Below are 13,652 nucleotides of genomic sequence, written 5' to 3' on the forward strand. Positions count from 1 at the left end.
ACGCGCCCGTCGACGCGAGCGCGGCGCTGGCTCTGGTGACCGGGGCGCGAGATGCCGTAGGCGTCGCGGCCACCCGCGCGCCACGTCCCCGGGCGCGGGTGGCCTGGCATGAGCTGAAGGCGAAGGACGTACGGCAGCGGCTGGAGCACCGGCTGGAAGAGCCGCCGACTCCGGCGGCCGAGGCGGCCTTCAAGGTGCGGCAGGCGGTCAGAACCGTCGCCCGCAACCCGGTGTTCGCGCCGGCCAAGGGGGCGCTGCGGCTGGGCCGGGCCGTACGGGGCGAGCTGGACGACCCGCTCACCCCGGTGCTGGCCGTCGGCTCGGCCGCGTCGGCGATCCTCGGCTCGGTCGTGGACGCCCTGCTGGTCGTCGGCGCCCTCGACCTGAACGCCCTGGTCGGCGGCGTACAACGACTGCGGGCCGAACGGGCGCTGTCCGGGCTGCTCGCGGAACAGAAGCAGAAGGCACGCGTCGCACCCGACGAGACCTCGGACCACCCGCACACCGTCGACGCCGCACGCCTCAGGCCCGGCGACGTGATCGAGCTGCAGGCCGACGACGTCGTGCCGGCCGACGCCCGCCTGCTGTGGGAGGACGGCCTGGAGGTCGACGAGTCCGCGCTGACCGGCGAATCCCTGCCCGCGGAGAAACAGACCGCCCCGACCCCGCGCGCACCCGTCGCCGACCGCAGCTGCATGGTGTACGAGGGCACGACCGTGGTGGCCGGACAGGCCCGTGCCGTGGTGGTGGAGACCGGCGACCACACCGAGGCCGCCCGCGCGGTCCACCTCACCGCACGCAAGCCGCCGGCCGCCGGGGTACAGGCCCGCCTGCAGGAACTCACCCGCAAGGCACTGCCGTTGACGATGGCGGGCGGCGCAGCCGTGACCGGCCTCTCGCTCCTGCGCGGCACACCGATCCGCCGGGCGGTGAGCGGCGGGGTCGCGGTCGCGGTGGCCGCCGTACCCGAAGGGCTGCCGCTGGTGGCCACGGTCGCGCAACTGGCCGCCGCCCGCAGGCTCAGCAAGCGGGGCGTGCTGGTCCGCACCCCGCGCACGCTCGAAGCCCTCGGCCGGATGGACACCATCTGCTTCGACAAGACGGGCACCCTCACCGAGAACAAGCTGCGCCTCGTCCGCGTCACCGACCCCGACGGCACCGCCCGCAAGCCGGACGAGGCCGTCGACTCGGCCACCCTGCGCGTCGCGGTGCGCGCCTGCCCCGAGCCCGAGGAGGGCCCCGACCAGCCGGTGCACTCCACCGACGAGGCGGTCCTGGCCGCGGCCGGGCGCGACCCGGAATGGGAGCAGACCGAGGGCCGGCCGTTCGAGGCCGGGCGCGGATACGCCGGAGCCGTGGGCCACGCGGCCGACGGAATACGGGAGTTCGTGGTCAAGGGCGCCCCGGAGATCGTCCTGCCCGCCTGCCGCGACCTGCCGGAAGACGCCTCGCGTACGGCGCAGTCGCTGGCCCGCGACGGACTGCGGGTCCTCGCGGTCGCGCGACGGCGCCTGGGCGACGACGAGAAAGACACGGACGTCTGTGAAGAGCCCCTGTCCGACCTGGAGTTCACCGGTCTGCTCGCGCTCGCCGACGCGGCGCGCGAGACATCCACCGCCCTCGTCCACGGGCTGCGGGAGGCGGGCGTACGACCCGTCATGCTGACCGGCGATCATCCGCAGACGGCGCGGGCGATCGCCCTCGAGCTGGGCTGGCCCGACGACACGGCCGTCGTCACCGGCGACGAACTGGCCGCCGCGGACCGCTCCGAGCGCGCCCGGATGCTGCGGGACGTGGATGTCGTGGCCCGGGTCGCGCCCGAGCAGAAGCTCCAGGTCGTCGAGGCCCTGATGGACGCGGGCCGGGTGGTCGGCATGGTCGGCGACGGCGCCAACGACGCGGCCGCCATCCGCGCCGCCGACATCGGCGTCGGCATCAGCGCCCGCGGCTCGGCCGCCGCCCGCAACGCCGCCGACCTGGTGCTCACCCACGACGACCTCACGGTGCTCGTCGAGGCGGTCGTCGAGGGCCGCGCCCTGTGGCACAGCGTCGCCGACGCGATCGCCATCCTGATCGGCGGCAACGCGGGCGAGGTGGGTTTCGGGATCGTGGGCACGCTGCTCGCCGGCTCCGCCCCGCTGTCCACCCGTCAGATGCTGCTGGTGAACCTGTTCACGGACCTGTTCCCGGCGATGGCGGTGGCGGTGACACCGCAGAAGGAGGGGGAGACCGACGTCAGCGCGCCGCTGGGCAAGACCCTGCTCGGCACCCCGCTGATGCGGCAGATCCGTCACCGGGCGCTGACGACCTGCATGGGCGCGGTCGTGGCCTGGCTCATCGGCCGGTTCACGCCGGGGACGGCCCGCCGGACCACGACGATGGCCCTGTGCGCGGTCGTCGGCACCCAGCTCGCCCAGACCCTGGCCGACCGCAGCGGCTCCCCGCTGGTCCGCGTCACCTCCTTCGGCTCCGCCGCCGCCCTCGTCCTGCTGGTTCAGACACCGGGCGTGAGCAATGCCCTCGGCTGCACACCACTGGGCCCGGTCGCCTGGACCGGCGTCGTGGCGGCCATCGCACTGGCGGTGACCGGACAGCGGGTGATGCCGGAGCTGGAGCGGGCGGTGGTACGGCTGAGCCGGTAAGCCCATACGCATACGGATGCGTCCCTTCGGGTGGCTGCGGCAGGTCATGTACGTGAATGAAGTACTGGATGTAGAACGCTGAGCCGGGCATGCTGCCGACTTCGGCCCCAGTGAGGTGTCTGACGGTCAGTTCGCTGAACAGCACCCAGGAGATCGGCGGTTCCGCTCCACGCTTTGCGCACAACTCATTCGGACATCCCTGCCCAGCGGGGAACTGTCGACGTCGCCGCACGGGAGCGCTCGCTTCTCTGCCGATCCCGCTGTCGACAGTCGCACGAGCCGCCATCACGAAGGGATGAACCACTTTGCCTGCCACTACCAAGCGCAGACCACTTCGCACCATGCTCGCCGCACTCTGCGGAATGCTCGCGGCAGCGCTCATCGCCGCGCCCCCGGCCGACGCCCGCGTCGACGAGCCCACCGCGGCGCTCAACGAGGTCACCGGCTTCGGCGAGAACCCCAGCAACCTGCAGATGTACCTCTACGTACCGGACAACGTGGCCGACAAGCCGGCCGTCGTGGTGGCGCCGCACTGGTGCGGGGGCTCCGGCCCGGCGATGCACTCCACCACCGAGTACGCCTCGCTCGCCGACCAGTACGGGTACATCGTCGTCTACCCGTCGGTCACCCGTGACACCGGGTGCTTCGACGTCTCCTCACCCGAGGCCCTGCGCCGCGGCGGCGGCAGCGACCCGGTCGGCATCAAGTCCATGGTCGACTATGTGACCCGGATGTATGACGCCGATACCAGCCGGATCTTCGCCACCGGCATCTCCTCGGGCGGGATGATGACGAACGTCCTGCTGGCCGTCTACCCCGATGTGTTCAAGGCGGGCGCCTCCTTCGCCGGCGTGCCGTTCGGCTGCTTCGCCAACGCCGACGGCACCGGGTGGAACCATCCGTGCGCGGACGGCGACATCGACCGCACCCCGCAGGAGTGGGGCGACCTGGTGCGTGCCGCGTATCCCGGTTACAACGGGCCCCGGCCGCGGATGCAGGTGTGGCACGGCACCGAGGACGACGTGCTGTGCTACCCGAACTTCAAGGAGCAGATCGAGCAGTGGACGAACGTGCACGGTGTCAGTGCGACCCCGGCTGCCACGGACTCGCCCCAGTCCAGCTGGACCCGTACCCGCTACGGCGGTACCGGTGACCAGGCTCCCGTCGAAGGCATCAGCCTCCAGGGCGTCGGCCACCCCGACCTCTACGCCCCCGGTATGGCCGCTCGCGTGCTGACCTTCTTCGGCATCGCAAGCAGTTGACCGCCCCCCAGCCCGTACGACCGTGCTCACCAGCGCGGTCGTACGGGTTTAATACGTCGGCCTTGGCGGAGGGCCGGTCAGACCGAGCGGTGATACTGGTCCGGCACGTGGACCTCCCCGCCCAGCTCGCGCGCCGCATGCCGCGCCCAGGACGGGTTCCGCAGCAGCTCACGGCCGAGCAGCACCGCGTCGGCCTCGTCGTTGGCGAGGATCTTCTCGGCCTGTTCGGCCTCGGTGATCAGGCCGACGGCGGCGACGGACAGGCTCGTCCCCGCCTTGACGCGGGCGGCGAACGGCACCTGGTAGCCGGGGCCGGTCGGGATGTGGACGCCGGAGGCGTTGCCGCCGGTGGAGACGTCGAGCAGGTCGATGCCGTGGGCCCGGAGGTCGGCGGCGAAACGGACGGTGTCGTCAGCGGTCCAGCCGCCGTCCTCGAGCCAGTCGGTCGCCGAGATACGGAAGAACAGCGGCTTGTCGTCCGGCCACACTTCCCGTACGGCGTCGACGACCTCGAGGGCGAAACGGGTGCGGTTCTCGTACGAGCCGCCGTACGCGTCGGTGCGGTGGTTGGAGTGCGGCGAGAGGAACTCGTTGATCAGGTAGCCGTGGGCGCCGTGGATCTCGGCGACCTCGAAGCCGGCGGCGAGAGCACGGCGGGCTGCGTCCGCGAACTGGCCGATGACCTCGCCGATCTGAGTCACCGTCAACTCGTCCGGCACCGGGTGCCGCTCGTCGAACGCGACCGGGCTAGGTGCCACCGGCTGCCAGCCGTACGTGTCCGGTCCCACCGGTGCACCGCCCTTCCAGGGCTGGTCGGTCGACGCCTTGCGGCCGCCGTGCGCGAGCTGGATCCCGGGCACCGTGCCCTGTGAGACCAGGAAGCGAGTGATCCGGCGGAACGCCTCGACCTGCGTGTCGTTCCAGATGCCCAGGTCGTACGGGGAGATCCGGCCCTCGGCGCTGACGGCGGTCGCCTCGACCAGGATCAGGCCCGTGCCGCCCGCCGCGCGCGCCGCGTAGTGGGCGAAGTGCCAGTCGTTCGGGGCCCCGGTGTCCGGGCCCGCCGGTGCGGCCGAGTACTGGCACATCGGGGCCATCCAGACCCGGTTCGGGACGGTCACATCGCGCAGGCGGAAAGGCTGGAAGAGGGCGCTCATGGTGAGCTGCTCCAATCGTCACGGGGTCGATGGACGACTCGTACGATAGGCATCGTAGTACGGGAAGTGTCAAACTACGAGACCCCTCGTACAATGGAATTCCGTCCGACGAACTGGAGCCGCCGTGACCACCGCCGCCACCACCAGCCGCGATCTTCCGCACCCGGCGCGCGACGAGATCCGGCTGGAGGGCATCCTGCACGCACTCTCCGACCCCATGCGGTTGCAGATCGTGCGAGAGCTCGCCACCGACGGCGGCGAGCTCTCCTGTTCGCGCTTCGACCTGCCGGTCACCAAGTCCACGACCACGCACCACTTCCGGGTGCTGCGCGAGAGCGGAGTGATCCGGCAGATCTACCGGGGCACGGCCAAGATGAACGGCCTGCGCCGGGACGACCTAGACGGCCTCTTCCCGGGGCTTCTCGACACCCTTCTCGACGCCGCCGCCCGGCAGGCCGTCCGCCTCGGCGGCTGAACCGGCCTGTGCGGGAAGGTGGTTGAAGAGCAGGTTCAGCACGATCGCGGTGAGGCAGCCCGCGCTGATGCCGCTGTTCATCACCGTCTGGAACCAGTCCGGGAACTTCTCGTAGATCGTCGGCACGCCGACCGGCAGCACGCCCATGGCGACCGAAACGGCCACCACCGTCAGGTTGTTGTTGCCCTTGAAGTCGACCTGGGCGAGCGTCCGCAGCCCGCTCGCCGCGACCGTCCCGAACATCACCAGGCCCGCGCCGCCGAGCACCGGCGCCGGTATCGCCGCCACCACCGCGCCCAGCTTGGGCAGCAGCCCGAGCAGCACGAGCATGCCGCCCGCGGCCGCCACGACCCAGCGGCTGCGCACGCGCGTCATGCCGACGAGCCCGACGTTCTGCGCGTACGCCGTGTACGGGAAGGTGTTGAAGACGCCGCCGAGGACCGTGGAGAAGCCGTCCGCGCGCAGACCGTCCGAGAGGGAGCGCGGCTCGACCTTGCGGTCCGTCATCTCGCCCACCGCGATCAGGTCACCGGTCGTCTCGGTCATCGTCACCAGCGCCACCACCAGCATCGAGATGATCGCCGACGCCTCGAAGGTGGGTGCGCCGAAGTGGAACGGCGTGCTGATGCCGACCCAGTCGGCGTCCCCGACCCCGCCGAAGTCCGTGAAGCCGAACGGCACCGCGACCGCGAGGCCCACCACGATGCCGGCCAGCACCGCGATCCGGCTCAGGAACACCGGCGCGAACCGCTGCACGGCCAGCACCACCAGCAGGACGAAACCGGCCAGCGCGAGGTTCTTCGGCTCCCCGAAGTCCGCCGAACCGGCGCCGCCCGCGGCCCAGTTGCCCGCCACCGGCAGCAGTGAGATGCCGATGATCAGGATCACCGTGCCGGTGACCAGCGGCGGGAAGAACCGCAGCAGCTTTCCGAAGACCGGCGCGAGCAGCATGATCGCCAGGCCCGCGACGATCACGGCGCCGTAGATCGCGGGCAGTCCGCCGCCCGTCGTCCCGATCAGCACCATCGGGGGCACGGCCGCGAACGTACAGCCCTGCATGATCGGCAGCCGTACGCCGAAGCGCCAGAAGCCGATGCACTGGATGAGCGTGGCGATTCCGCATACCAGCAGGTCGGCGGTGATCAGATACGCCAGGTCCGCGGGCGACAGTTTCATGGCGCCGCCGACGATCAGGGGGACGGCCACGGCGCCGGCGTACATCGCGAGGACGTGCTGGAGGCCGAAGGCGGCGAGGTGGCGGGCGGGTGGGACTTCGTCCACGGGGTGTGCCGTTGTGGTCATGGGCGGGACCGTAGACTCCTTGAACAGTTTGTTGATTTCGGGGGCGTTGCTGCGTCGTTGCTTGGTGCGGGTGGTGGGTGGCTGGTCGCGCAGTTCCCCGCGCCCCTAGTCGGCGTTGCCGTGTGCTGCGTTCAGTAGTGACTGCCAGTCGGGGAGCTTTACCACGCCCCTGCCGAGTGACGCACCTAGCTCCGCCTCTGCCCGCTCGATCGCCTGCCAACCCGTCCATTCCACCGGCTCGATCCCCTCGGCTCGCAGTGCCGTCAGCGGGTCCTCAGGTAGATCCTTCTGTACGAGTACGTCGGCGTCCTCGATCAGTGATGTCACCGTCTCCTTGGCGTCCGGACGGTTGGTGCCGATGACGCCTGTGGGCCCGCGCTTGATCCAGCCCGCCACGTACTCGCCCGGCGCGACGAGGTCATCGCGGAGTACGCGGCCGGCGAGATGGGGCACTGTGCCGGTCGTCGTGTCGAAGGGGAGGCCCTCCAGGGGGACGCCGCGGTAGCCGACCGAACGCAGGACCAGCTGGGCCTCGATGTCCTCGTAGTGGCCGGTGCCGGTCACGCCGCCGTGGGCGTCGGGGTGCGTCCGCTCGAAGCGCACGGCGCCCACGCGGCCGGACTCGGGCTCGGCGAGGAGTTCGACGGGGCGCAGGAAGAAGCGCAGCCGGATGTGGTGGTGGGCGTCCTTCGGCGGGGTCTCCGCCCAGCCGCGCAGCACCTCCACGTTGCGGCGGTTCGCCGCGGGGAGCGCGGAGGGATCGGCGTAGGCCGGGTCCAGGGCCAACTCGGTTGGGACGACGTGCACTTGGGTGTCCGGGAGGGCGCCGAGTTCGCGGAGTTCCTTGGTGGTGAAGCGGGCCTGGGAGGGGCCGCGGCGGCCGACCATGCTGATCTCGGACACCCGGCTCGCCGCCAGTGCGGTGAGCGCCGCCTGCGGCATGTCGGTGGGGCTCAGCTCGGCCTGGCCGCGGGCCAGCATCCGGGTGACGTCCACGGCCACGTTGCCGACGCCGATGACCACCGCGGAGCGTGCGCCGAGCACGAAGCCGTCGGCGGTGGCGTCCGGGTGGGCGCTGTACCAGGAGACGAACTCGGTCGCCGACCAGCTGCCGGGCAGATCCTCACCGGGGATCCCCAGACGCCGGTCGGTCGCGGCGCCCACGCAGTACACGACCGCGTGGTACAGCTCGCGCAGCCTCGCCGCGGGCATCCCGCCGGGGCCCACCTCGACGCCGCCGAGGAACCGCACCCGCTCGTGTTCCAGGACCGCCCGGAGGTTGTTCTGCAGCGACTTGATCTTCTCGTGGTCGGGTGCCACCCCGTAGCGCACCAGGCCGTACGGGCACGGCAGCCGGTCCAGGACGTCCACGAGCACGTCGGAGTGGAGCTGGACGAGGCTCTGGGCGGTGTAGACCCCGCTCGGCCCGGAGCCGACGACGGCGACACGAAGCACGGCGGAACTCCTTACCCCGAAGGACCGTCGGAGATCGCTGACGCTTCCAGCATCGCACCGCGGATGCTCCGCTGACAGGGTGCTGACCGGAGGACGGGCGTGCGTGTCCTTTCGTATGGAATGTGATCATGCGGTTTCGTTGCGTGTGTGCTCGAAGCATCCTTTCTTGATCTTTCTGATCGTTGTCCGATGGACGGTGCGGTGTCCGTGTGGCCCGCGTGGGAAGTGCGGGAAGACGGAGCCGCTGGGGACGACGCCGGCGTGACGTCCTGGTGGGGCGTTCAGCTGGCGTTCCCGGACGGTGCGCAGGTCGACCTGATCGCCGTGGTGTCCGACGCCGGGGTCTGTATCGAGGACGTGCGGGCCCAGCCGGCGTTGTCCCTCGACGACCTGGCGGTGCTCGCCGAGTGGGTCGAGGGCCCGCTGTCCGAGGTGTGCGGGGTGGAGCCCGCCGGCCGGCCGGGGGCCTCGCGGCATGCCCGGCCCGCCTGGCCGCGCGGCATCGCGGGGCAGTGGCTGGTGGCCCGGGAATACCGCGCGGCACAGGAGAAGGGCGTCGATCCCGTCCTCGCGGTGATGGGCGCGACCGGGCACAGCCGGCGCCGGTCGCTCAGTCTGATCGCCCAGGCCCGCGACGCCGGATTCCTGACGGCGCGTCACGCTCGCCGCTGAGGCGCGTCCGGCTCACGGCAGGTCCCGCATCCGGTTGATCTCGCTGGTCTGCTGGGCGATCGTGTCGTCCGCCATCTCCTCGATCTGGATGTTGTTCCCCTGCGCCTTCACCTCCGTGGCCATGGTGACCGCCCCTTCGTGATGGGTGATCATGAGGGTGATGAAGAGCTGGTCGAACGCTTTCCCCTTGGCTTTGCGCAAGTTGCTGAGCTGACCCTCGGTCGCCATCCCGGGCATCGTGGCGTGGTCGTGTCCGCCGCCCGACTCTTTCTCGCCGTGCGTCTTCAGCCAGCCCCTCATGCCCTCGATCTCGGGCTTCTGCGCGGCCGCGATCCGCTCCGCCAGCTTCTTGATCTTCGTCGACTCGGCCCGGTCCGGGGCGAGTTCGGTCATCTCCAGGGCCTGGGAGTGGTGCTCGATCATCATGCGGGCGAACGACACGTCGGCGGCGTTGGGGGAGTCGTCGTCGGCGCGCTGCTCCGCGGCGTCCTCGGCGGACATCGTGTGGTTCGCCTCGCCGGGCTTGCCCGGCACGATCACCGAGGGCCCGCTCTCCGGAGCGGAGTCGGCGTCGGATCCGGAGTCGCAACTTCCCAGCGCCAGAACGGCGATGGCGGCCAGGACGGCCGTAAACGATCTATTGAAAAGCTTCATTACATGTCTGTGTCCCTCTGTTGGTATGAGCATGCACAAGACAATACTTCGACGTGCATGACCGTTCTCACGCGAACGGAACAAGGGAGGAAACAGTGATCCTGTTGAACGATCCCCGAACGCGGCACAGACGCCTGGGAGTCGGCGCTGTCGCCGTCGGGCTGCTGGCCGCGCTGCTCACCGGCGGTCCGGCGGCCGCGACCCCCGACCCGGGGGACGGCCCGGCGGCGCAGAAGGAGGTCTCCAAGAGCACCCAGGCCGAGGTGAGACGGTCCCTCGAGAGCGGCGAGATACCCGGCCAGGACGAGATCGTCCACTCCGCCAACATCCAGCACGTGACGAACATCCCCAAGGACGTGCTGCCGGGCACCAATTCGGACCTCGCCTTCCAGGGCAGGTACGCCTTCGCCGGCAACTACGACGGCTTCCGGATCTTCGACATCAGCAACCCGAAGGCCCCGAAGACGGTCTCCCAGGTGCTGTGTCCCGGCTCGCAGAACGACATCTCGGTCTCCGGCGACCTGCTCTTCCTGTCCACCGACTCCTCGCGCAGCGACAGCAGTTGCAGCAGCACCACGCAGCCCGCGACCGAGAAGTCCTCGTGGGAGGGCATGAAGGTCTTCGACATCAGCGACAAGGCCAACCCCAGGTACGTCGCCGCCGTGGAGACCGCCTGCGGCTCGCACACCCACACGCTGGTGCCCGAGCGCCGGAACGTCTACATCTACGTCTCCTCGTACTCGCCGAGCGCCACCTACCCCGACTGCCAGCCACCGCACGACGGCATCTCGGTCATCAAGGTCCCGCGCAAGGCCCCCGAGAAGGCCGCCATGGTGGGCTTCCCGGTCCTCTTCCCCGGTGAGGGACCCGACGGCGGCGGCAACCCGGGCGCTCCCACCAACCCCGGCGTCTCGAAGACCACCGGCTGCCACGACATCACCGTGCTGCCCTCGAAGGACCTGGCCGCCGGCGCCTGCATGGGCGACGGCATCCTGTTCTCCATCGCGGACCCGGAGCACCCGAAGGTCATCGACCGGGTCCAGGACAACGTCAACTTCGCGTTCTGGCACTCGGCGACCTTCAACCAGCGGGCCAACAAGGTCATCTTCACCGACGAGCTGGGCGGCGGCGGAGCGGCCACCTGCAACGAGGAGATCGGCCCGAACCGCGGTGCCGACGGCATCTACGACCTCGTCGGCAAGGGCGACAAGCGCAAGCTGGTCTTCCGCAGCTACTTCAAGATCGACCGTCACCAGGCGGACACCGAGGTCTGCGTGGCCCACAACGGCTCGCTGATCCCGGTCAAGGGCAGGGACATCATGGTCCAGGCCTGGTACCAGGGCGGCGTCTCCGTCTGGGACTTCACCAACTCCGCCAAGCCGAAGGAGATCGCCTACTTCGAGCGCGGCCCGCTGACCACGGACCGGGTCACGACGGCGGGTTCCTGGTCGGCGTACTACTACAACGGCTACATCTACTCGAACGACATCGCCAAGGGACTCGACGTCCTCAAGATCAACGACTGGCGTACCGACCCGGCGAAGTGGGTGCGGATGAGCGAGCTCAACGTACAGACCCAGCCGGACTACTTCGACTGACCGGACCGCTTCGACTGACCGGACTGCTTCGACTGATCCTCGGGCCGCTCGCCGGTCGCGAAGAACCGTGACAGATCCGTGTCACCCGTCCCGCCGGACGCCACCTCGGTGTCCGGCGGGACACCCAGCGCCCAGTCCAGCCGGTAGCGCTGGAACAGCTCGGCCCGCAGCACCGGCAGGGGCATCGGGGCACCCGGCACCAGCGCCGCATAGACCGCGCCCATCAGCAGGGCACGCAGCATCGGGTAGTCGGCGTCGACGTCCTGTGAGCCGTTGCGGGCGACGGTGTCCCGCAGCAGCTCGGCCAGCCGCCGCTGCTCCGGGCACGGCATGAATCCCTCGGCCTGCAGCAGCCCGGCCATGTGCTGGCGCATCAGCACGGGCCGGTCCCGGGCCAGGCCCAGGATCGCGTCGATCGCCCGCGCCATCCGCTCCCGGCCGTCCTCGGTACACGGCTCGCGCTCCAGCGCCTCCTCCAGCGTGCGGTTCATCAGCCGGTGCACCGCGGACTGCACGAGTTGGCGTTTGCCGGGGAAGTAGTACGACACCAGGCCGCGCGCCGAGCCCGCTCTGTCCGCGATGTCGCCCAGCGTCGTCGCCTCGAACCCGTGCTCACCGACCAGTTCGACCGCCGCCTGCAGAAGCCGCTCCCGGGAACGCCGCCGCAACTCTTCATTGACCGAGGCGCTGCGCGGGGACATGCTGTAACTCCTGCGTTGACTGGCTGGCAGCCAACTATACTCAGCGCGTCCGGACCTGCCCCTTTCCGCGGGCTGGTCCGGTGCTGCCGTCCTCCTCGGGCGACGCGGGGGATCGTCCGAGGAGGCGGCCCATTTCCGGGCCGGCTCAGCCCACCAGGTCCAGCACCGGCCGCAGGCCGTCGGGCCGCAGTGCCAGCGGCAGATGGTCCACGAAGTGCACCCCGCAGCCCAGCGTGGCCGCGCCGCCGTCCGCACGGCGGTTGTCACCGACCATGAGCGCGTCGCGCGGTTCGACGCCGAGCTTCGCGCAGGCGGTCGCGAACAGCCGCGGGTCCGGCTTCCTGATGCCGTGCTCGTACGACAGAACGTATACGTCGATGTACGGGTCGAGGCCGTGCTCGCGGAACACCGGGCGCAGATCCCAGCCGATGTTGCTCACCACGCCGACCGGGATTCCGCGCTCACGCAGGGTGTGCAGGACCTCCGCGGCATCGGGGTACGGCGACCACGCGGCGGGCAGCATATGGCGCTCGTACAGCGCGTCGTGCAACCCCGGGTCGGGCAGCGGCACCTGCCGGGAGAGCCCGGTGTACGCCGCCCGGTGCAGCTCCGAGCTCTGGTCCCGGACGTCCCACACCTCGGCGACCTCCGTGGGCAGCCGCTCCGGATCGGCGCCGCCGGGCAGCGCGCCCGCCGTCTCCAGCGCCTGCGCTGTCTCGGTCAACTCCGGCTCCGGCAGCTCGATCCCGGCCTCGGTGAGCGCGCCCCGCAGCCAGGACTCGGTGGACTCGACACGGAAGAGGGTCCCGGAGAAATCGAACAGCACGGCAGTCATGAGGTGATCCTACGAGAGCGCTGCGCTGGCTGTGCCGCGATGGGTCGTCGGTCGTCTGCGGCGCCGATGTGGCTGGTCGCGCAGTTCCCCGCGCCCCTTCGGGGGGCGCTGCCGCACCGCGGAGGACTTTGGCCGATCTGCTCAGACGATCCACCGCCGATGCGCCAGCGCCGCCAGTGCCACCAGTGTCGCGCCCAGGAGCCAGCCGCCGACGACGTCCGTGGTCCAGTGCACGCCGAGCCATACGCGGGTCAGGCCGACGCCGACCACGGAGATCACCGCCACCGCCACCGCCGTACGCCACAGGACGCGGCCGGTGCCGTGGTGGTGGAGGAGCCAGAGCAGGACGCCGCAGACGACCGCGGCGGTCATGGCGTGGCCGGACGGGAACGCCGCGTAGTGGGCCGAGTCGACGGGGTCGGGCCAGACCGGGCGGGCCCGGCCGACCGCCGCTTTGAGGGACTGCTGCACCAGGGTGCCCAGGGCCACGGTGGCCGCCAGCCACAGAGCCGTCCGCCAGGCCCGGTGTCTCCACAGCAGCCACACCACGACGGCCGCGCTCAGGATGCGCATCGTCCACGGGTCCCACACCCAGTCCGTGAGGATCCGGCACGCCTGGGTGACGTCGGGGTCGTCGACCGCCCAGCGGTGGGTGGTGCGGGAGATGTCGCCGTCGAGCGCGATCAGGGGGCCCCACTCCGCCGCGACGAGGATGAGGAGCAGCAGGGAGGACGCTGCCAGGGCGGCGGCGGAGCGCAGGGCGCCGCGATGGGCGGGCGGGCGGGGCGGGGAGTCGAGGGACGGGGTGTGCATGTTGTGATCCTCGCCGAACTACGGGGCGCGAGGCCAATTCCGGGCTCCGAGGAGGCCGGGGTCGCGGACGTGATTCCGGCCGCCTG

The 13,652-nt window shown here is 70.8% G+C and carries 11 protein-coding genes and 1 pseudogene; 5 read left to right on the top strand and 7 right to left on the bottom strand.

Features of this window, described 5'->3' with window-relative positions:
- On the top strand, positions 1 to 2,642 hold a 2,642-nt coding region (locus tag AB0I98_RS34155), incomplete at its 5' end, for a cation-translocating P-type ATPase (protein WP_362948704.1).
- A gap of 341 nt (positions 2,643 to 2,983) precedes the next feature.
- Positions 2,984 to 3,892: pseudogene (locus tag AB0I98_RS34160) on the top strand (PHB depolymerase family esterase); the annotation flags it as partial.
- An 89-nt stretch (positions 3,893 to 3,981) separates the two neighbouring features.
- Here AB0I98_RS34160 and AB0I98_RS34165 read toward each other — a convergent pair.
- The gene (locus AB0I98_RS34165) at positions 3,982 to 5,061 is read right to left on the bottom strand and encodes an NADH:flavin oxidoreductase/NADH oxidase (RefSeq protein WP_362948706.1); all 1,080 of its coding nucleotides are present in this window, start codon (positions 5,059 to 5,061) and stop codon (positions 3,982 to 3,984) included.
- A gap of 124 nt (positions 5,062 to 5,185) precedes the next feature.
- Here AB0I98_RS34165 and AB0I98_RS34170 point away from each other — a divergent pair, with 124 nt between their 5' ends.
- A complete protein-coding gene (locus AB0I98_RS34170; protein ID WP_301977806.1) occupies positions 5,186 to 5,536 on the top strand; it encodes a helix-turn-helix transcriptional regulator in 351 nt (116 codons plus the stop codon).
- On the opposite strand, the gene AB0I98_RS34175 is transcribed toward AB0I98_RS34170, so the two are convergent.
- Positions 5,459 to 6,838 carry a nucleobase:cation symporter-2 family protein gene (locus AB0I98_RS34175; protein ID WP_362948707.1) on the bottom strand — a complete coding sequence of 460 codons (1,380 nt, stop codon included), beginning with the start codon at positions 6,836 to 6,838 and terminating at the stop codon, positions 5,459 to 5,461. The two genes, AB0I98_RS34170 and AB0I98_RS34175, sit on opposite strands and share 78 nt — an antisense overlap.
- 105 nt (positions 6,839 to 6,943) lie before the next feature.
- A complete protein-coding gene (locus AB0I98_RS34180) occupies positions 6,944 to 8,293 on the bottom strand; it encodes an FAD-dependent oxidoreductase (protein WP_362948708.1) in 1,350 nt (449 codons plus the stop codon).
- A 201-nt stretch (positions 8,294 to 8,494) separates the two neighbouring features.
- Between AB0I98_RS34180 and AB0I98_RS34185 the strand changes: the two genes are divergently transcribed.
- A complete protein-coding gene (locus tag AB0I98_RS34185; protein WP_362948822.1) occupies positions 8,495 to 8,965 on the top strand; it encodes a DUF6214 family protein in 471 nt (156 codons plus the stop codon).
- A 12-nt stretch (positions 8,966 to 8,977) separates the two neighbouring features.
- On the opposite strand, the gene AB0I98_RS34190 is transcribed toward AB0I98_RS34185, so the two are convergent.
- Positions 8,978 to 9,619, bottom strand: coding sequence for a DUF305 domain-containing protein (locus tag AB0I98_RS34190; RefSeq protein ID WP_362948710.1), 642 nt, complete (start codon positions 9,617 to 9,619; stop codon positions 8,978 to 8,980).
- A gap of 95 nt (positions 9,620 to 9,714) precedes the next feature.
- Between AB0I98_RS34190 and AB0I98_RS34195 the strand changes: the two genes are divergently transcribed.
- Positions 9,715 to 11,217, top strand: a complete 1,503-nt coding sequence (locus AB0I98_RS34195; protein WP_362948711.1) for a hypothetical protein — start codon at positions 9,715 to 9,717, stop codon at positions 11,215 to 11,217.
- On the opposite strand, the gene AB0I98_RS34200 is transcribed toward AB0I98_RS34195, so the two are convergent.
- The 3 genes from AB0I98_RS34200 to AB0I98_RS34210 all read right to left on the bottom strand — a co-directional run bounded on the left by AB0I98_RS34200 (position 11,205) and on the right by AB0I98_RS34210 (position 13,566).
- Positions 11,205 to 11,918 carry a helix-turn-helix domain-containing protein gene (locus tag AB0I98_RS34200; protein WP_362948713.1) on the bottom strand — a complete coding sequence of 238 codons (714 nt, stop codon included), beginning with the start codon at positions 11,916 to 11,918 and terminating at the stop codon, positions 11,205 to 11,207. The genes AB0I98_RS34195 and AB0I98_RS34200 overlap by 13 nt on opposite strands.
- 145 nt (positions 11,919 to 12,063) lie before the next feature.
- Positions 12,064 to 12,753 (bottom strand): HAD-IA family hydrolase, encoded by a 690-nt coding sequence (locus AB0I98_RS34205; protein ID WP_362948714.1) that lies wholly within the window; start codon positions 12,751 to 12,753, stop codon positions 12,064 to 12,066.
- Between the two features lie 141 nt (positions 12,754 to 12,894).
- Positions 12,895 to 13,566 carry a phosphatase PAP2 family protein gene (locus AB0I98_RS34210; RefSeq protein ID WP_362948716.1) on the bottom strand — a complete coding sequence of 224 codons (672 nt, stop codon included), beginning with the start codon at positions 13,564 to 13,566 and terminating at the stop codon, positions 12,895 to 12,897.
- Between the last annotated feature and the right edge of the window lie 86 nt (positions 13,567 to 13,652).

Source organism: Streptomyces sp. NPDC050211, from assembly GCF_040656035.1.
GTDB lineage: Bacteria > Actinomycetota > Actinomycetes > Streptomycetales > Streptomycetaceae > Streptomyces.